At 62.2% G+C, this 19,304-nt stretch carries 16 protein-coding genes and 1 tRNA gene; 7 read left to right on the top strand and 10 right to left on the bottom strand.

Translation table 11 applies throughout. From position 1 onward, the window contains the following. The first annotated feature begins 15 nt into the window (after window positions 1-15). Complete coding sequence (locus JEQ47_RS02910) at window positions 16-234, top strand: hypothetical protein (protein WP_198874887.1); 219 nt, start codon at window positions 16-18, stop codon at window positions 232-234. 1 nt (window position 235) lies between these two features. Here JEQ47_RS02910 and JEQ47_RS02905 read toward each other — a convergent pair whose 3' ends face one another. Together JEQ47_RS02905 and JEQ47_RS02900 are read right to left on the bottom strand one after the other, a co-directional pair. Beyond that, window positions 236-757 (bottom strand): DUF2087 domain-containing protein, encoded by a 522-nt coding sequence (locus JEQ47_RS02905; protein ID WP_198874886.1) that lies wholly within the window; start codon window positions 755-757, stop codon window positions 236-238. Between the two features lie 205 nt (window positions 758-962). Next, complete coding sequence (locus JEQ47_RS02900) at window positions 963-1,847, bottom strand: AraC family transcriptional regulator (protein WP_198874885.1); 885 nt, start codon at window positions 1,845-1,847, stop codon at window positions 963-965. Window positions 1,848-2,004: 157 nt separating this feature from the next. Between JEQ47_RS02900 and JEQ47_RS02895 the strand changes: the two genes are divergently transcribed. Both JEQ47_RS02895 and JEQ47_RS02890 read left to right on the top strand, forming a co-directional pair. Next, window positions 2,005-2,080 (top strand) — tRNA-Ile (locus tag JEQ47_RS02895). Window positions 2,081-2,339: 259 nt separating this feature from the next. Then, window positions 2,340-3,101 (top strand): AbiU2 domain-containing protein, encoded by a 762-nt coding sequence (locus JEQ47_RS02890; RefSeq protein ID WP_198874884.1) that lies wholly within the window; start codon window positions 2,340-2,342, stop codon window positions 3,099-3,101. A 142-nt stretch (window positions 3,102-3,243) separates the two neighbouring features. On the opposite strand, the gene JEQ47_RS02885 is transcribed toward JEQ47_RS02890, so the two are convergent. Next, window positions 3,244-4,137 (bottom strand): hypothetical protein, encoded by an 894-nt coding sequence (locus JEQ47_RS02885; protein WP_198874882.1) that lies wholly within the window; start codon window positions 4,135-4,137, stop codon window positions 3,244-3,246. Between the two features lie 223 nt (window positions 4,138-4,360). Here JEQ47_RS02885 and JEQ47_RS02880 point away from each other — a divergent pair, with 223 nt between their 5' ends. After that, window positions 4,361-5,995 carry a hypothetical protein gene (locus JEQ47_RS02880; RefSeq protein WP_198874881.1) on the top strand — a complete coding sequence of 545 codons (1,635 nt, stop codon included), beginning with the start codon at window positions 4,361-4,363 and terminating at the stop codon, window positions 5,993-5,995. A 74-nt stretch (window positions 5,996-6,069) separates the two neighbouring features. Here JEQ47_RS02880 and JEQ47_RS02875 read toward each other — a convergent pair whose 3' ends face one another. Next, on the bottom strand, window positions 6,070-7,836 hold the full coding sequence (locus JEQ47_RS02875; RefSeq protein WP_198874880.1) for a response regulator receiver domain: 1,767 nt from the start codon (window positions 7,834-7,836) through the stop codon (window positions 6,070-6,072). Window positions 7,837-7,851: 15 nt separating this feature from the next. Further along, the gene (locus tag JEQ47_RS02870) at window positions 7,852-10,812 is read right to left on the bottom strand and encodes an ATP-binding protein (RefSeq protein ID WP_198874879.1); all 2,961 of its coding nucleotides are present in this window, start codon (window positions 10,810-10,812) and stop codon (window positions 7,852-7,854) included. 263 nt (window positions 10,813-11,075) lie between these two features. On the opposite strand from JEQ47_RS02870, the gene JEQ47_RS02865 reads away from it, so the two are divergent. Then, window positions 11,076-11,810, top strand: coding sequence for a hypothetical protein (locus JEQ47_RS02865; RefSeq protein WP_198874878.1), 735 nt, complete (start codon window positions 11,076-11,078; stop codon window positions 11,808-11,810). 194 nt (window positions 11,811-12,004) lie between these two features. On the opposite strand, the gene JEQ47_RS02860 is transcribed toward JEQ47_RS02865, so the two are convergent. The 3 genes from JEQ47_RS02860 to JEQ47_RS02850 all read right to left on the bottom strand — a co-directional run bounded on the left by JEQ47_RS02860 (window position 12,005) and on the right by JEQ47_RS02850 (window position 14,227). Further along, window positions 12,005-12,421, bottom strand: a complete 417-nt coding sequence (locus JEQ47_RS02860) for a very short patch repair endonuclease (protein WP_236020630.1) — start codon at window positions 12,419-12,421, stop codon at window positions 12,005-12,007. Continuing rightward, window positions 12,418-13,455, bottom strand: a complete 1,038-nt coding sequence (locus tag JEQ47_RS02855) for a DNA cytosine methyltransferase (RefSeq protein WP_198874877.1) — start codon at window positions 13,453-13,455, stop codon at window positions 12,418-12,420. The genes JEQ47_RS02860 and JEQ47_RS02855 overlap by 4 nt, the downstream gene beginning before the upstream one ends. A gap of 112 nt (window positions 13,456-13,567) precedes the next feature. Then, complete coding sequence (locus JEQ47_RS02850) at window positions 13,568-14,227, bottom strand: hypothetical protein (protein ID WP_198874876.1); 660 nt, start codon at window positions 14,225-14,227, stop codon at window positions 13,568-13,570. A gap of 81 nt (window positions 14,228-14,308) precedes the next feature. On the opposite strand from JEQ47_RS02850, the gene JEQ47_RS02845 reads away from it, so the two are divergent. Together JEQ47_RS02845 and JEQ47_RS02840 are read left to right on the top strand one after the other, a co-directional pair. Further along, the gene (locus JEQ47_RS02845; RefSeq protein ID WP_198874875.1) at window positions 14,309-15,445 is read left to right on the top strand and encodes a multicopper oxidase domain-containing protein; all 1,137 of its coding nucleotides are present in this window, start codon (window positions 14,309-14,311) and stop codon (window positions 15,443-15,445) included. 1 nt (window position 15,446) lies between these two features. Then, entirely contained in the window at window positions 15,447-16,631 is a 1,185-nt protein-coding gene (locus JEQ47_RS02840) for a ZIP family metal transporter (RefSeq protein ID WP_198874874.1), read from the top strand. 4 nt (window positions 16,632-16,635) lie between these two features. On the opposite strand, the gene JEQ47_RS02835 is transcribed toward JEQ47_RS02840, so the two are convergent. Together JEQ47_RS02835 and JEQ47_RS02830 are read right to left on the bottom strand one after the other, a co-directional pair. After that, a complete protein-coding gene (locus tag JEQ47_RS02835) occupies window positions 16,636-17,565 on the bottom strand; it encodes a cation diffusion facilitator family transporter (RefSeq protein ID WP_198874873.1) in 930 nt (309 codons plus the stop codon). Window positions 17,566-17,606: 41 nt separating this feature from the next. After that, a complete protein-coding gene (locus JEQ47_RS02830) occupies window positions 17,607-19,301 on the bottom strand; it encodes a peptidoglycan D,D-transpeptidase FtsI family protein (protein ID WP_198874872.1) in 1,695 nt (564 codons plus the stop codon). Between the last annotated feature and the right edge of the window lie 3 nt (window positions 19,302-19,304).

The following is a 19,304-nucleotide window of genomic DNA, read 5'->3' as shown; positions in this document are numbered from 1 at the left end:
CGCCCATCATTGCGCATGGCTATTTCTGGAAAAATCACCCGCTTCAACATGCACCAGCTTCCGCCCTATGAGAGGATGCAGCAGATGCGTGCCCGCCGTGCCGAAGCCGCCGCCATCGTGCAGAAAAACGCCAACCTGGCCAACGGCTTCGCCACCATTCAGCAGAACAACACCCAGGCTACAGGCGACCTGATTTCCAAGATCGCCATGCAGCGCATGTCCAAGCGGGTCTAGGCTAGGCCGGCTGCGGAGTGATCCGCTTCAGCAACGCCGACAGCTCCGCCGGCGGCTTCTGCTCGATCCGCCTATAGGTCCGCCCATCCGGCGTGCGGCTCACATAGCCCATGTCCACCATCGCCCGACGTAGCAGCGCATGGTCGCCGAAACTCGCCCAGGCATTGAGCAGCTCGGTATTCTCCCTGTCGGCATAGTCGCGCCCCGGCTCCATCCGGGCCCATAGCGCCCAGAGGCACAGCGGCTGCAGGCTGTTCTTGCTCGGCCAGCGCAGCAGCACGCCATCGGCGTCGAAGTGCCGCCCAACCTTTTCCACCAGCTTCAGGTCAATCAGGTCTGCCGGCGGCGCTTCTTCCGTCACGGCTTTGAGGTGCTGGTAGTTCCGGAAGCCGGCCGCGCGCGCCAGCATGTTGAGCATGTCGACATGGCTGGGTTTCTCATCGAGCCTGGTGATCTGCTCGCGCAGGCTTTTGGCAAAGGCCGACAGGTCGGCAATGGTGAGTGACAGGATCTGTCTCGACATGGTTCATCCTCGAACGCGCCCATATCCGCCGAGGCGGTGTCGATGGTCGCCGGCTTGCGACGGGCACTGGAGGGGTGCTGTCGAAGACTTGAGGACTAGGCAGGTTTAGCTTCCCTTGTCGGGACGGCGACGCCTCGGTGAACTGCAGACCGTGGCGTTGAAATACCCCGCCACGCCTGCAAAAGCAACGCACCCTCGCCTTCTGCTATTTCAGCGGCAGGTATACTTCCGTCACCGCTTCATGCACGCCCGCGCCAGGTAGCAGGGCCAGGTACCGCTTGCTGAACATCGGAAAATCACGCGCCTCCTCCCCGCTCTGCGGCAGCCAGTCGCGATAAAGATAAAGCGCCGCCGGTTCGAGATTTTTGGTTTGCCCCGGATAGCGCAGCACCGCGCAGCGCCCACCCGGGATGGTGCCCGCCTTCATCACCGCATCATCCGCCGCGACGGGAAGGTCCGTCCCCACGCAGAGATCCATGCTGTAGTCTTCTGGCACGGCCGGCTCGCGCTCCGAGCGAAACACCATATAGGTCGGATTGCGCTCGGCCGAGAGCCCCGCCGCCTGCCGCCATTGCCGATAGGTGTCGAACGTCCGGGGCAGGTTGGCCCGGTCGCCGCGATGCTCCAGCATGGCGACGGGAATGGGGTCGAGCGTCGTAATAGTCACGTCGCCGGATTCGAAAATGATCTGCATGAGTCTGGTCCTTGCATTGTCCAATGGCCGAAAGGCCGCCAGCCACGAGTCCCAATCGGGCGCATCCCGGAATGACGAGGGCGAAGACCCGACCCTTTGCCGAAAGGCGCGGGCAAAGGCCTCGGGCGCGTCATAGCCCGCATCCATTGCGATCTCGGTGACGCTGGGCCCGTCCGCCGCCACCAGCCCCGACGCCGCCCGCTGCATCCGGGCCAGTTGCACATAACGGTGCAGCGTCACCCCGAAAGTGGCGGCGAATTGCCGGTGAAAGTGGAACTTGGAAAAGGCCGCAACCGCACTCACGCGGTCGAGGTCCAGGTCATCGTCGAGGTGCTGGTCGATATGATCCAGCGCCCGCCGCATCCGCGCAAAATAGTGGTCCTGTGCCGTCGTCATCGTCACTCCGTCGTGGCCAGCCCAACTCACCACGAGAGCTTTTCCCCCGCCCGACCGATCTTGCGCTTTTGCGCCGCAAGACGCAGATGTGAGCGAAGCGAGCGCAGCGCGCAATCCACCTTTGACAGCCGCTCCGACCCTGCTATGACGCGCACGGGGGCCTATAGCTCAATGGTTAGAGCCGACCGCTCATAACGGTCTGGTTCCAGGTTCGAGTCCTGGTGGGCCCACCACTTTCCCAGCAATTTGACGCGACCAGAAATACCTGAGTCGATTTTTCGCAAGAAAAACAATGGACGACCAGAATTTTTGAGTCGCAGCGCCCAAGAGGCCGGAATCGGTGAAGTGTCAGCGTTTCCGGCCTGATCTCGCCTAGGGACGCTGCCATTTGTCTGCTAATGACCTTGAGGCGGACCAACGGCACATCAATTTAATAATTGAGAGCGTGGTTTGGGCCGGGATTGACCGGCGCCACCTCAATCGGAACGTCAGATGCCTCGCCCCACCTTACCAGATGTTTTAGAGCGCATGTCCACAGACGAGCGAGCGGAAAAGGCAAAGCTCAAGATCAAACAAGTCGTGGCCCGGATCAGCGGCCTGTTGGCGTTGGCGGAGAGCAACGCCTTGATCGTCTATTCTCCATTGCTCTCCGGCCAAATCCCCCCGTCCACCGCCGGACATGCCTTCAACGTCTTTCAGAGAGCGATGCATGGATTCGAGATCGTCCAGCTATGCGCCCTTTGGGACAAGCCGGACTACACTCTGGCCCACAACAGCATTCCAACGGTTCATGCGCTGATCGACCGCGACGACGTTGTAAAAAGACTGGTGGCCGATGTGCGTAATTTCTGGCCGGATCGGACCGCATCGGAGTCCTCGTCTCGAACCGAGTTCGCCAACTACAATGCCAAGATGCGACAGGAAGAAGCCGGCAAGGCCCTTGCGGTGCTGACCTCCCTGCGGAAATCGGTACCTGACACGCTTGAGTCCGACTTGGTGGGTTCGGTTCGCAATCTTCGCGACAGGGACTTGGCCCACGCCTTGGAGAGAACGCGCGCCGAGGACAAGACGACCGTGGCGCCGATGAAGTACGGGGATGAAAAAGAGCTGCTCGCAATCACGACCCAAGTGATGGAAGACCTCTACCTCTGGATAACCGGCACCAATTTCGACCTCGAGGAAAACCGTAAACTCCAACGTGAGAGGGCGGAAGCGCTATGGGGCAACTGCAACTTCTCGATCCTAGGTAGGTGATGGTCGCCTAGCGGCGGCCAAGTGCAGCAGGAAATCCGCGCCAGGGTTTCATTGATCGCCGACTTCACTTAGCGCTCCGTTCCCACCGGCGTCGCGGAACACGATGCTCAACAGTCTGGAATTCCACTCGGCGCGTTCTGGTTCAGGAGTCCAAGGCCGTCGCATCTGTTTCCCAACCCTGCGGTGGTGCTTTCCTGCTGTACGCGCCGCACTGATCCTTGAACGGGCAGCTAGGATTCTCTGGACGCTCGAACCAGATCCAGGCACCGCAAGAGCCGCTATCGAATGTCAGATTTCCTACGGGGCTGACATAGCGATGCAGCACGCGACCATCCACCATACCGCACATCTGGAAGACCGGTTCGTCCTTTAGAGTTGCGTTCAAGTGGTGGAAAATTGCTCCCAGAAAGCTGTTCACCTGCTCGAAAAGTTCGAAGAACCATGCGAACACGTTGGGGATCGTGAGTGGGGCCGCCCCCTCCTTCATTCCGTAGTGGCTATACCGCACCGCATCCGACCCTTCATCGAGATGCACATGCCCGGTGTCGAGATGGGTGAGATCGTCCCGCAGCCGCTGCAATCGCCCATACCACGTAGCGCCAACGAGTTGGGCCTTTAGTTCATCCGGGAACGTTACTTGCATTCGATGTGGCTTCTGGAAAGTCTTGCGGGTCGAATCCTGGAATCCTTTCGTCCCTGGGCCATAAACTGCGCGGAGGACCTTCACGGTGCAGTCGATAGATGAATAGAGCTCTAGGATCGCGGCTTCTATTATCGTGGCCAACTCCCGGGCATGTTCTGCCGGGGTGAAACCGTTCTTGTTGAGCTGATCTATGTCGCGTCTGAGATTAGGTCTCAGCCGCTCAGCAAGACGAACAAGCCTTATCGCCTTGTCGAAATGCGCGCGAACGCCGGTCAATGCGCGTTGATCGCGGCTGGCGAATTCGTACGTCGGCGACCAGAACTTGTGGAACTTGTCTATCTGTCCCCACCGGTCTGGGGCGAACATGATCCATGCCCGGGCAATGCTAGACAATATTTCCTCCGCGGCGCAGATGTGGTCATGCATAGTGGGTGGCGAAAACCCCACCTTATCAAGTGGCGGTCATCGCGTCCTGTCTTGCGATCGCAGTGTCGATGGAAGCTGAGGTTCTATTGGGCATTTTGGAATGCCGAATTTTGACCGCTGGCGGACGACTGACGGCCCTAAGGAGCTGCAATCGGTGTTTCGACGTTGCCGCACGAGACGAGGATAGCTGTTGGAAGCCGTCACCCGCATCGAAAAAATCCGCAGCGACTACCTGGCTGGTGTCGGACGCGCCTGGGCTGGCCTAGAGCGCCAGCTCTTGCTCGAACTGGTTCGCTCCCTAGATGAAACGGCTTTCGCATTTCATGTGGCGCCCAACGGGGCGGAATTGCTGGAACAGGATACCGCCCGAAACCTAATGATGTCGGGGGCGAGCACCGCTCTGGCACCACTGTTGACGCTGCTCCGTGATGACCCGGGGGGCGTCCCATGGGCGCCGTCGGATTCCCGACTCGCCCGCCTTGCCGACGATCACCTGATCGAATGCGGCAAGTTCTCGGTGGTGCATCGGTTGGCCTCGCTCGAACGCTACGGACTAGCGGAAATCAGTTTCCCGTCCTCCGACAAACTCGTCATCGAAGTCGAGGACGACGGACCGGAGGCCGGGGAGCGAGCCGAAGGGGGCTGGCTAGGCGCGCAGCAACGCCTGCGGCTCGCTAAGCTGGAGAGCAGTCTGGTGGCGAGGAAGGAGATCATCGGACGACGAATCGGCAGCTACACCACTGCTGCGGGAGGCTGGTCCATAGCCTACGACCCCGACGAAGAAACGTTTGGGTACCATCGCGACCTTGCGGAAGTATTCGCCGCGGGCACCGCCGAGTTGGATAGCCTACCCCCGGCATCCATGATCGGAGGCCGCAGTTTCGATGAATGGAACGGTGTATCGGTCGAGGCATACGGGAAGGTGCTTCATCATATCGCCTGCGCAACCAAGCTGAAGTCGCAGCAGCCCCGGCTGAACCTGAGAAATCTTCTCACCGTCTTCTCCCGGAAGGAGGATATCCATGAACTTTGGGGCGGAGGGACCAAGGGTCGCCAAGTGCTGGATCTGCTCGGGCTGGATGCGGACGCGGCGGCGCGTCTCGACCGGAATCATGAGATTCCCATACCGTACTATATCGACTTCGGGCGCGACTTCGTTCTGCTGCCGATGTTCGGGGCGTTGATGAACCCGATTGCCGGCATGACCGGTCAGCTCCGTCATTTGCATCGTCGTGACTGGGACAGGTCGTTGAATGCCCGCGAGGCGGTGTTCAGGACGGATCTGGCCGAGGAGTTGGGCTCCGAGCGATACTTCGTGCCTGGGCACGGGTTCAATCTGCAGAAGGATGACGGGTCCGATCTGACCGACGTGGACGCCGCGGTCGTAGACAGGAAAACGGGGGAACTCTGTCTCATCCAATTGAAATGGCCGGACATATACGGGCGATCATTGGCGGAACGCGAAAGTCGCCGCACCAATCTCGTGAAGGCCAACGAGTGGGTTGAGCGCGTTCACCGTTGGATCGCAGGCAGGAACTCCGCAGATGTCTGTAAGGCGCTCCACCTCGCGCACGGCAGCGACCGCCCCGTATCGCTGATGGTCCTCACGCGCCACGTCGCCGATTTCGTGGCGACGAGGACCTTCGACCGCCGCGCCATCTGGACGAGTTGGCCGCGGCTCGCGAGGACAGTGTCCGAGAACCGCGACGATAACTTCCTCGCGGCTCTTGTTCGGAGAGCGGATCGCCCGGCTGCGAGGCACTGGAAAACAGTCGTCAACGAATACCGTTTTCCCGGTCTGTCCGTCGAAGTCAGGGTGAGTTGAGGTACCGAGGGCAATTCCGCGCCCGAGAGATATCAGGTACGGACCAGTCGTGCTTCGGCGACATTTGTGTCCTCTCACTTGGCTTGCGGGACCTTGATCTCCTTCGCTGCGGCGAGGCGAAGGAATTCGAGTTCCACCAGCCCTACCCGATGTACGCTTGCGGCCAGAGCGCTGGCGTCGTGCTGGGCCTTCATGTCCTTGATGTCGCCGAGCCAGAAATACTCCCGCCCCTTGCTGTCGGTGAAGATGAAATCGTCGCCGTCCTTCTTCGCCCTCACGGATTTCGCGTCAGGATCGGCTTCGAACTTGACGACCTGGGTGCTGCCGGGCTTCCCGCTGATGATCAGCGGGGTTCCTGCCGACAGATCCCGTTCCTTCACCACCAGGTTGAACTCCTTCGTTGCTGCCTCCCCTGTCTGGAACGGGAAGCCCGTCGCTCCCGCAAGGCGCACGCTGTCGCATCTCGGCTGCATACACACCAGATAGTTGGCGCCCAGATCATCGTAGTTCGGCTTCTCGGCCTCGTTCTTCGGGCCTCTAACCTTGAGGACGGACCCGAGCGTCAACGTAGGGAGCCAACCTTGCGGCAACCGGGTTCGCCCGTAAGCCTCTCGCTTGAAGGCGCTCAGCCTGGCGAACTCGATCTGCCTCTGCCATGCGTCCGCGGCGCTTGCGTAGAATACTTCCCCGACGTTGTGTCCGCCGAGACCACCTTCGGCGGCGGTGCCGTCCGCTTTTGTCAGCTTGTCCTTGGTCGCCTTCAGCTTGGCGAATCCACCGACAACGAACTCCTTGACGATTTCCGGCGAGGCCTCGGCGCCGCCCTTCACGAACTTATGGGAGACGCTCTTGACGTCCACCCATGAATTCAGCACGTCCGAACCGATCTGGCCGTCAAGCCTTTCATCGACCGCTATCGCATTCTGCAGCTCGCCCAGGAGCAGGTTGATCGCGAACTCCACGGCCTCGTCGGGATCGACTAGTGTCGACCGGTGGGCCAGATAAGCGCCGTCCAGTTCCTCGCCGAACACCGCCACGACGTGGTGGGCGGATCGTCTCACGGCGGAGATGGAGTGCAAGGCGAAACTGGTCAGCAGACCGGCGGAGAGGTGCACGAACTCCTTGAGAAGGCGTTCGGGCAGGTCCTGTTCGCTCACCTTCTCGACGTCGTCATCCCCGATCGACTGGGGTTTACTCAGCACACAGATGCGGACGTTGGCGCCGACGATCGCCACCCCCGACAGGGTAAATTTGTCGGCCAGCTCCGGGACGGCGACGATCTGATCGAACAGTTCCTTCGCGATCACGGAGACGCCGTTCTGGGACGTGTAGACGGACAGCAGGCGTAGCCTGCCATTGCCCGAGATGTCGTCCTTGAGTATCGCGATGATGATCTCCACGGCCTTCACCGAGGAATTGTTCTCCAGCAGCCAGTCCACGACCACCACGTCGGCGTGCTTGGCTGCGTTCGTCGCCAACGACACCATGTTCTCGCCGGGCTCCGGCCTATAAAGCCCGCAGATGATCTCCCTCTCCGAGAAGGCATCGGTCAGGAGCTTGGCATTCAAGCTGCCTGCTGCGCTGTGCAGGGGGGCATTTTGTTTCCCGGCTTCGGGCACGGGCTCGACGGCGGGTACCTCATCCGACTCGGGCTGCGCCGCAGCGGAGGCCGGTTCTTGTTTCAGCACGCCGGCAGGCTTGCGCACTGCGACCTTCGGCTCGGTCGACGGTGCCGGGACGGCTCGCATCTCCGCCTCGTTGTCGATGACGACGGCAGTCTGCAGGAACCGTCGCACCCCCGACAACCGATAGTCCTGAAACGCGTTGGCGGCCTGAGCCATCTTGTACTCCCCCGATTATTCCCTTGGACCGATCGCGAACTGCGGTCTGACGTTCTCGCCCGCTGCCTGCAATGTTAGGTCCAGGCCGTTCGAGCGCAGCGCCTGACGCGCGATGAACAGCCCCATTCCCCGTCCGCCTATCTTCTCCGTAGCGCCGAATTCGAAGATGCGGTCCGCGATGCGCAACGGGATGCCGGGGCCGCTGTTGGAGATGAGAAATAGATCCTCGTCCGCATCGAGAAGGATTTCGCGTTCCCCGCCCGGCACGGTCGTGATCCAGTGGATGGCGTTGTCCACGATGTTCACGAAGCTTGGCAGGATGATGGGAGGCAAAGCCAGTATCACCTTGCTGCGGAACGCCGGCGTGGCCACCAACTTGATGTCGTGGCGGCGGAGCCGGTCGTTGAACACCTCGAAAAGATAGTTCCGTATCTCCTCGCCCGAGAGTTCCACGGGCTTCCTGTGTAGTCTCCGACTCAAGGGCGTGAACAAGGTGAGGTAACTATCGAGATGATCGAAGCCATCGCTCAGGTCGTCCCGTATCTCACGGATTTCGGACGTTCCATACGCCCAGGGTTGCAACTGGGCGATGGCCGTGCGGATTCGTTTCACCGTATTGGCGAATTCATGCTGGACGATCCCGATCGCCATGCCGGATTGTGCCAACTCCGAGTACATGTCCAACTGCTCTTCCAAGGCATCGGCACGACTTTCCAATGCGGCGGTCGTCGCGTCGAGGGTTCCGCCTTCCGCGACCGCCCCTGTGAGTGACACCAGTTGTTCGCCGAGTGCTTCGAGCAGGTCCCGGGCATCCTTGGCGATAACGTCCGCCCGATTCTCCCATCCCCGCTGTAGATGGGTCAAATCCGACTCCGACATGTCGGAGATATCGGTCCGACCGACTTCGGCGAAAATCAGGTCGAACCCGGATGCCATGCGCTCCAGGGCCTTTCTCGCCATTGTGTCGACCTGCTGCGACAGACCCGTCGTACGTTCGAGGACTTGGCGACGGAGACGGGTGGCCTCGTTCTCGGTCGACGATCGACGCTGCTCCAACGATGTGATGAGCCGACGACGCCGATCGACGTCGATCTCGTTGACAGCCGCAACCTCGCTGATCCTCTCCTCGACCTGCACGAGCAGAGGCATGACCACTTCCCGTCTGATCCGCTCGGAATTCTGCTGATACGCGTTCCAATCCGAGGTCAGCGACTTGTTCATCCCGAGCGCGCGCGGTTTGACCACTGTGATGGACTTTTCGAGCGCTGCGACGGCGCGCCTCGCATCCGCCTCGGCGTTGATGAGCGCGTCGGCGGCTGCTTCGGGACTTTTGATCGTCGCCACTGCCGATAGGCGCTCTTCCGTCATCGCGCGGATGCGCTCGGCTTCCCGGGTAGGGTCGCCCTTCTCGATGGATGTGAAGAAGGTATCGAGTTCGGTCTTGAATTCCGCCTGGCGTTCCTTTGTCTTGGTCGCCCTCTTGGCCAGCAGCTTGGCCTCCTGGTTGATCTCCGCCTTGATCGAGTTGAATTCGGACCCGAACTGCGAAGTGGGGCGGAAGAAGTCGATGGCGAGCCGCTCGAAGAAATTTTCCAGCATACTGGTCATCTCCCGATAGGCACGGTTCGCTCTGAAGCCTTCGCGTCCCGCCTTCTCGACCAGATTGCTGTTTCGCGAATGGGTGAGTTCGACGGCGCCGAAAATGCGCCGGTACGAGAAGAACCAATCCTGCGCCGACTTCGTGCGCCGCCGTTCGATACCGACGAAATCGAAGTCGGAGTTGCCGTAGGGCAATATTCTTATGTTGTCCCTGTACACGTACAGGCCACCGATCTTGTTGAGCTTGCCGCTCAGCCGAGCCCATTCGTCCGGTGGAACCCGCGAGTCCTTCAGCGATCCTTGTAGATAAGCGAAACGGAGGCGGAACGGGCCGCACTCGGTCGGACGTCCTGTGGAGTCCGGCCATACGATGGTGTGCTGCCGTGCCGGCTGGCCGTACACCGACACGGTGCCGGTGAATTGGCCGAATTCGTCGAACTCGCCGTCGATGTGGTGGTCGGCGGAGTCGAACTCGGCGGGCGTGAAGAACGCCGACCCGCCGATGAGGTCGCGGCTGACCCCGTCCTCGCGATGATCCCAGAATTGCGCGGATATCGGTGGCTCGCCGCCTTGCGGCATCATGGTGTTGCCGAAGCCGAGGAGCATCTTCTCCAACGGAGTGGCCTCCGAGCCGGCGTCGTCGGATTGCTCTATGTCGTCCGCCAGCACCGGGTTCGTCGGACGGATGAAGAAGTGCGTGCCGAAGTCGTCGCCGGCCAGTGTCGGTCCGTCGATCTGAGCGTAGACGGAGCCCGGGTCGAAGTCGGCCATGTCGAGTTCCGACAACAACCGCTTTCCTATGTCACCGGGTATTCGATCGCCCAATTGCCAGATGTTGGCGCGGATGCGGTCGGCAAGGCCCGTCACCACGCCGAGATCCGGCAGTTTCCCACCCTCCAGCTCGACGACCGGCACTTCGATGGCCTCGAGGTCCAATCCCGGGATTTCGAATAGGCCCCATTGTATGAGGCTGACGACAAGTGATCCCAAACCGCTGGGACGAACGGAGCGCGTGAGCACCAGCACTTGGGGTCCGATAGCGGCGATCGCCAGCCGTCCGATACCTTTCTCGCCGGTAATGGCGCGCGCGGTCGCATTGCGAGGTCCGGTCCACGGCTGCTTACCCGGGTCGTTCGCACCGACCTTGCTCTCGGTGCCGAGGGTCAGCCACCGACCCTCGAAATCCTCCAGCGTCATGCCGATGCCGTCGTCGCGGAGGATGAAGAGTTCGTCCGCGCGAAAATAGTCGACCCGAACGTTGTCGGCATAGGCGTCGTGGGCGTTCTTGAAGAGCTCGTGGACCGCTGTTGGAATGCCCGCGATCTGCTGGCGCCCCAGCATGTCGACCGCCCTGGCGCGAACCTTGATGCGTGCCATTATGCGGACGCTCCGAAAAGTATGTTGGAGAACACTCGCCCCGGGGCTGCGCCTCTATCCCTCGCCTGCGTCATTGTTTTCTTATTCGGCCCATATCCTTTTGTACCCTAAACTAAGCTGAAAATTCTTACACAACTTATTACTCCAATGGGCGCGATCATTGTCGCCGGGTTGCTGTTGCCTTTCAGCGAACTCGTCCAGCGGAGGAAATCCGGGGATCCGCAAAAAATTCGGATCGACCTCGGCGTCAACGAAGACCAGGCTTGGGCATGTCCCGAGCACCGAGCCTACGACGAGTTGACGCCGTCCTGAATTCCCACCTGCAGCACGCTTGGCGTCGCGCCGGCATCGAACGGCTCGACCCGTATCTCAGCATCGAGCGGGAGCAGCGCGTCTTCACGTTGATCTGCGGATGCGATCCGACTCCGCAAGGCAAATACTTCACGTGGCTTTCGGCCTGGCGCCGACGCTGGTGGACCGACTACGGTCTGCGAACCTGTTGCGGCATGGCCGAGATGGACCGATTATCCTCGGGCTTGCGGCATTTCCACGATGTGCGTCCGCATCTTCCTATGGAGATGCGCGATATCAACCGTCTCGAGACGGTCGACGAACTGCTTTGCGCCGAAAACCGCCTCACAGTGCTCGGTGCGAGGAGCCTGAGGAAGGCGGAACGCGACCAGGCATATGCAGAGAGTGAACTGTTGTTCGACGACGAACACTGGAAGCTGGTCCGTCTCAAGAGCCAGGCGGCGGCCCGCTGGTGGGGAATGGGGACTCGTTGGTGCACATCGGCGCGCTTCAACAATCAATTCGAGCTTTACGCGAGGAGAGGACCGCTGATGGTGTTGATGACGCCATCCGACAGATACCAGCTCGCCGTCGGGAGCGGGGAATTCAGGAACTCATCCGATGCCCAAGCCAATATTGAGGTGGTTCTGAGGGGAGCGCCTGCGGCGTTGCGGTGGATGGTGGCGGATTGTCTTTCCCGCGCGTAACGCCCCCATCGCCCTGCCGGGGCGGGATCTTCTCGAAATCCAGGGGCCGCATGATAGTCGGGATAGTCCTGCCGTCATCACATGAGAGCATGAGAACAGGGATCACGCCGGGCATTGGGCAACAGCGAGGGTCATTCGAGCCCGGTCAGGCTAAGGTAGATCGTTGGGCGCCTAACGTGGCTCCGTGCTGCAAGTCATCGCGCCAATTCGTTCAGGATCGCTTGGACGACGTCTTCGAGCCGGTCGTGCTCCCAGAACCTCAGGACCCGCCAGCCCTGCTCAGTCAGAAGCGCTGTAGTTTCCGTGTCCCGTTGTTTGTTCTGCTCCAACTTGGCTGCCCACCAGCCATCGTTGGACCTGGGGATCGTCTTGTGCAGGGCGCATCCATGCCAGAAGCAGCCGTCGACGAATACGGCGATCCGCTTCCCGGGAAAGGCTATGTCAATCGATCGGCGCGGGCGACCCGGCACCGGGTAGTGCTTGCGGTAGCGCACGTCCGAGGAGAACAGGGCCTTTCGCACCGCCAGCTCGACCTGCGTATCGCTCGTGCGCTGCCGCCGCATCCGAGCCGAGACGCCGGCGTTCGCCGGCGGCGGTGGTTCGATCGTCAACGCTGCGAGGCCTTCAGGGCCGCCCTGAAGGCCGGAACGAATGCCTTGATCATCTCCGGCGGCACGGCGTTGCCGATCTGCCTTGCGATGTCGCTGTCATTCCCCCTGAATTCGTAATCGTTGGGAAAGCTTTGTAGGCGCGCGGCCTCGCGCAGGGTGATGGCGCGATGTTGCTCGGGATGGGCGAAACGACCGCGCGTGATGTCCGTGCATCCCGTGGTCAGCGTTGGCGCGACGTCCTGCCAGGCCATGCGACCGTACACGTCGGAGAACGACCTGGGCTTGCCGACATGGCAACGGAGCTCGAGATGAGCGGGAAGGCTGGATCGACTACCACCGTCCGCGGGAATGTGCCTGAGGCGCTCGACCGCTATCGATTGATGAGTGCGGGCCCTGTGCAGCGCATCCTCGGCACTGGCCTGTCCTGATTCCAGTCTTTCGAGATCCGCTATGGCACGGAATACGGTCTTTCTCGGCATCGTCATGTCCAGGGAGACGAACGTATCGACGGCGTCCCGGGTTCTGGCCGCCAGCATGATGCAACGGCGTCGCCGCTGGGGCACCCCGAAATCCGCCGCATCCCTCAGGAGCGGATCGGAGACGACATAACCCAGTTCATCGAGTTTCGTCCTCACCTGCGCCACGATGGATGCATAGGTCGGCGTCGCCAACCCAGGGACGTTCTCGAAGAACACCATGGCAGGCTTCAGCCGTTCCGCGACCGCCAAAGCCCTGACGATGAGCTGTTCGCGCTCGTCGTCGCCGCGATGCCGGTTCTGGCTGCTGAACGGTTGGCAGGGGGCACAGATGACGAGCAGATCGACGGCTCGCCCGCGAACAGCTGAGGCGATGCGATCGATGGTGTCATCCAGCCGGATATCGCCGTCGACCAGTTTGGTGCGGGGGTGATTGGCACGATACGTGGCGGTGGCCACGGGATCGTTGTCGCACGCAGCCAACACGCGCCATCGGGCGCTGCGCAATCCCTGCGTCACCCCGCCCGACCCGCAGAAGATATCGACCGCAGTTGGCATGCTCACCTCGGGCGCGGGAGTACAGCACGACGGAACGACTGGCAAGCCGGAGCGACGATGGAGGGTCGACGCGAGCTTGCCTGACGAATGGCATTGTGACCGCAACCGTCCATCACGGCGCGGCCTTGTCGAAGCCACCGGCTCGCCATTGCCGTTCGAGCCCTTGTTCGGCGGTACGGATGGCTAGATGCAGTTTGTCCTGATCCGTGGCGTGCTGGCGGGCTACATAGATGAGGCGCTCGACGAGCCGCGCGGCACTGCCGATGTTTCTTCCGAATGCGTTCGGCTTCTGGGTCCGGCGACCGGCGCCCTGCATTTCTACAATGCCCAGAGCGCTCTCGATGCGCAACAAGGCATTCCTGATACGGGTTTTCGAGACTCCCGTCTCAGAGCCGTAGGCTCCTGCCGGCGCCGCCTTGCCATCGTCGTAGAGCAATTCCGCCAACCGCGCCAAGAGCAGCAGCTCCCCCAGCGTGACATCGGGTTCTAGCTTGGGTCTGGTCGCCATCGTGCCTCCTGGCTCCCAGGCTGGCACGGACGCTTGAAGAAACTGTTGACGATGACGGGATTTCGCCACCGGCTGATGGCATTTCGCCATCTTCGGATGGGATTTCGAAATCATCTGATGGCATTTCGACATCTTCAGAAGACATTTCACCATCAGCCGATCGCCATTCGCCATCAGCTGATGGCATTTCGACATCTCGCGATGGGATTTCGACGTCACCCGAGTGAGGCAGCCGCCTTTGGACGCACCCGAGCGACGCGGCATTCCAAAGTTGCAAATAATTCCTACTTGCAAAAACTATCGTTCGAGCGTCTTATTGCGAACCGTTCGCAACAAGGGCGACCCATGACAACCCAGCATGAAACAGAGAAGGTTTCGCGGCGCAGCCTCATCGCCGGCATCGCGGCTGCCGGCGGCACTGCGGCATTTGCCGGCGTCGCCGCGGCTCAATCCATGCCCGGGCATGACATGGCGGCGATGCAAGACGATGCCCCCAGCGCTGTGAACCCTTACTCGGCTCCGTCCATTCACGAAGGTGGTCATGGGCAGATGATCACCGTGGGGCGAGTGGATGCGGCGGCCAACGGCTTCGACCCCACGGCCATGCTCACCGATTGGGATTTCGGGACGGTGTCGCTCATGGAGGATGGCAGGGTCTTGCGCACCTTCGAGGTGGAGGCCATCGACAAGGACATCGAGATTGCCCCCGGCGTGACGTTTCCGGCCTGGACCTTCAACGGTCGCGTGCCCGGCCCCGCCCTGAGAGCCAAGGAGGGCGAGCGGTTGCGGATCGTCTTCCGCAACTACGGGTCCCATCCTCATTCCATGCATTTCCACGGCATTCATTCCTGGCGCATGGACGGCGTGCCGGGAGCCGGCCTCATCAATCCGGGCGAGGAATTCATCTATGAGTTCGACGCCAGGCCGTTCGGCTGCCATCTCTACCATTGCCATGCCCTGCCGCTGAAGCGGCACATGCACAAGGGCATGTACGGCGCCTTCGTCATCGATCCCGACCCGGAGCTGCATCCCGAATTCGCCGATGCCGCGCGATCGCGCCTTTACGGCACGCCGGAGAACGCACGCTGGCAGGAACTGGTGATGGTGATGAACGCCTTCGACACCAATTTCGACAACGCGAACGAGTTCTACGCTGTCAACACCGTCGCCCATGCCTTCGCGCAGCAGCCGATCCGCATCGAGAAGTCGCGACCGGTACGCATCTATCTCGTCAACGTCACCGAGTTTGACCCGATCAACTCGTTTCACCTGCACGCCAATTTCTTCGACTATTTCGATACCGGTACGACCCTGACGCCGACGCTGCGCACGGTGGACCTCATCATGCAGTGCCAGGCGCAACGGGGCATCCTCGAGTTCAGCTATGCCGAGCACGAAGCCGGTCCATACATGTTCCACGCCCATCAGGCCGAGTTCACGGAACTGGGCTGGATGGGCATGTTCGATGTGGTGGAGGCCTGAGATGACCGACACGTCCCCTGGTGCGCCGACCGCCGGATGGCGCCGCTTCGCCTGGCTGCTCGCGCCGCTGCTGGTACTCGCGGTTGCGGTGGCTTGGATCGCTTCGGTCGATCCCCTGCGCAGCTTCAACAACGGTGCTCCGCCGGTCGAGGCGATCGCCTTCGAGCGCGTCGTCCTCGACAGCGGCGGCATCAAGACCTTCATCCGCGCGGGCGGCTCCGAACCGATGACGATCGCCCAAGTCCAGATAGACAACGCCTATTGGACCTTTACCATGGACCCGCCCGGGCCGCTGGCGCGCGGCAGCACGGCCTGGTTGCAGGTTCCGTATCCGTGGGTGCTCGGAGAGGCACATCGGATCAATCTCGTCACCAATACCGGTGCCACCTTCGAGCACGAGATCCCAGTGGCCGTGCCGACGCCGGTGGCCACGCAAGGCCAGCTCACCCAGCAGGCGATCGTGGGGGCAATCGTGGGCATCCTGCCGGTGGCCATCGGGCTCATGTTCTATCCGGCGCTGCGCGGGATGGGTAGTTTGGGCATGGGATTCCTGCTCGCGCTGACGGTGGGCCTGCTCGCTTTCCTCCTGGTCGACATGACGTTCGAGGCGCTGGAACTCTCACTGCAATCAGCCGCCCTGTTCCAGGGACAGGCCATGGTTATCCTCGCGGCCCTGTCCACCTTCCTGATCCTGATGGGGATCGGGCGTCGATCCGGGCAGCCGGAAGGCCTGGCCCTCGCCTTCTACATCGCCTTCGGCATCGGTCTGCACAATTTCGGCGAGGGGCTGGCGATCGGCGCCGCCTTCGCCGCCGGCTCCGCGGGCCTCGGCACCTTCCTCGTTCTCGGCTTCGCCATCCACAATGTCACCGAAGGCATCGGCATCGCCGCCCCCATGGTCGACAGGCGCCCGCCGCTCTGGACCTTCGGCGCCCTGACCCTGGTCGCGGGCCTGCCAGCGGTCTTCGGCATGTGGTTGGGCAGCCTTGCCTACGGCCCGCAATGGTCGGCGCTCGCCCTGGGTATCGGGGCCGGCGCCATCCTGCAGGTCATCGTCGAGGTAACGAGCTATTTCCTGCGCCGGGCCGAACGGGAGGGACAATCCTGGCTCTCGGCCCCGGTGCTGTCGGGCTTCTTGATCGGCCTGGCATTCATGTATGTGACCGCGGCGGTGATCAAGATCTAGCTACTCAAATCGTGTCCGCCTCCCAGACAGTGCCGCGCGGGTCGACCTGGACGGTGACGTGATCGATGTCGTACCGGGACTTTAGCCATCCCGACACCAGGGTGGGCAGGGTCAGAGGATCTATCCCGTCCGCGGGCACGACGTGAACGGTCGCGACCACCGTCTCGTCGGTGAGGGTCCAGGCGTGGAAATGCCCGGCTTTGTCGATCTCGGGCAGTTCCGCCATTTCCGCTTCCGCCCTGCGCGCATCCAGCCCGCGGGGCACGGCCTGCAGCAGGACGCGTATGGATTCCTTGACCAGCGTCCAGGCCGAGCGGACGACCAGGATGGCCACCAGGACGGACAGGATCGGATCGAGCAGCGTCCAGCCGGTCAGCATGATGCCGATGGCCGCGGCGATGGCGCCCACCGAGCCTAGGAGATCGCCGATGACGTGAAGGAAGGCGCCCTTGAGGTTGCTATCACCTTTCGTTCCGTGTGAGAGAATCCAGGCGCCCGCGAGGTTGACGATCAAGCCGATGACGGCGACGACCAGCATCGGCCCCGCCAGCACTTCGTGCGGATCGTTGATGCGGTTGATCGCCTCCCAGGTTATCCAGGCGACGAGGAGGAGGAGTGAGGCGCCGTTGGCCAGGGCCGCCAGCACCCGCACGCGATGGAAGCCGTAGGTGCGCGTGCTGTCCACGGGACGGCGCGCCACGCGATAGGCGATGAGCGCCAGGAGCAGAGCGGCGGCGTCCGAGACCATGTGGCCGGAATCCGCGATCAGGGCTAGCGATCCCGAGAACCACCCGCCGACGGCCTGCACCGCCGCGTAGCCTGCCGTGAAGATGAAGACGAAACGGATGCGCCTCTCGTTGTCAGCCGTCACCGTCTGGCCGTGATCGTGCCCGTCGTCGTTCCCGTGGCCAGTGGCCGCTTCGTTTCCCGCCATTTTCGACCTGTTCCTTTCGGATCGTTGCTGCCTGCTCGTCTCTATCTCAAGGTGACCGGTACAAGATCCCTGTCCAGTGCCTCCGAGAAATCCGGTGCCACGCCGAGCATCGGCGCCACGCGCTGGATTATCCTCCCGCTGACCGCGCCGGCGTTCCACCCGGCGGTGGTTCCCGATTGCGGGTTCTCGGCCTTGGGTTCGTCCACCATGATCACCATGGCGTAGCGCGGCGCGTCCATGGGGAAGACCGAGGCGAAGAAGTTCGTGACCTTGCTCGAGGAATAGGCGCCGTCCACCACCTTTTCCGCCGTTCCCGTCTTCCCGCCGGTCCGGTAACCGAGGGTCTCCCGGTTCATCTGCGTCCCCGACCCCTCCAAGGCGTTGAGGCGCAGGAGGTAGCGCATGGCGGCGCTCGTCTCGGGCGCCAGGACGCGCTGATACACGGCTTCCGCATCGGCCATCTCGCGCTTGTACAGGGTCGGCGCGATGTAGTTGCCGCCATTGGCTATGGCCGAATAGGCAGCGGCCATGTGCAGCATAGAGACCGAGAGGCCGTGGCCGAACGAGGCCGTCGCCGCCTCGACCTCCGCGAAGGAGGACTTGACCGACGGCAGCCGCATCTCCGGCAATTCGAAGGGCACGCGCCGGTCGAGGCCGATGGTGGTCAGGAACGCGCGGAAATTGTCCGCGCCCATGGCCTGCATGACGCGGATCGTGCCGATGTTGGATGAGTATTTGAACACTTCAGGCAGGCTGAGGATCCTGTTCTTGCCGCGGAAGTCGCTGATGGTGTAGCGACCGAAGCGCACGCCGAAGCGGGCGTCGAAGGTGTCGGTCATCCTCACGGCGCCGGCGTCGAGCGAGGCGGCAAGCGTGATCGTCTTGAATATCGAACCGACCTCGAAGATGCCCGAGGTGACGCGATTGAAGGTGTCCTCGACCAGCGCCGTCGCCGGGTCGTTCGGATCGAAATCCGGCAGCGAGGCCAATGCCACGACCTCGCCGGTGCGGATGTCCATCATCACTCCTGCCGCGGCGATGGCCTGATAGCGGGTCATGGCGTCGGCCAATTGGGTGTACATGACGTGCTGGACGCGCATGTCCACGGCGAGCTCCACCGGCGCCAGCGCATTGCCGCGCGCCAGGCCCAGCTCCTGCAGCAGGGCCACGGATTCGGTGTCCATGTAGCGCTCGATGCCGGAGATCCCCTGATTGTCCACGTTGGTGGATCCCAGGATGTGGGAGGCCTCGCGCATCCCGGGGTAGAAGCGCTTGGACTCGGTGATGAAGTCGATGCCGGGAATGCCCAGCCGCATCACCTGCTGTTCTATGGCGGGCGTCAATTCGCGCTTCACCCAGACGAAGCCCTGCTCTCCCGTGAGCCGGTTGCGCAGCCAGCTCTCGTCGAGATCGGGCAGGACGGTCCGCAATTTCTCAACCGCCTCCTCCACGTCGACGATGCGGCGCGGCTCGGCGTAGAGCGAGGGCACGCGGATATCGACCGCCATCTCCAGGCCGTTGCGGTCGAGGATCGGCGGTCTGGTGGCGGTGATGGCGTCACGCGTCTGGCCCTCGATGGTCTGGTCGGTCTCGACCATACCGAGCTGCACCAGCCGCCCGCCGACCAGGACGAAGCCGAGCACGACGCCCAGGATCATCCAGCGGATGCGCGACCGCGTGAGGTCGCCGCGCTGCTTGCGGGCGCCGTCGAGCGCGATGGTCTCGGCCATTGCCATGGT

Origin of the sequence: Devosia sediminis (assembly GCF_016411825.1) — a bacterium.
In the GTDB taxonomy this organism is placed as follows: Bacteria; Pseudomonadota; Alphaproteobacteria; order Rhizobiales; family Devosiaceae; genus Devosia; species Devosia sediminis.
This window is presented reverse-complemented; position numbering and strand designations above follow the sequence as displayed.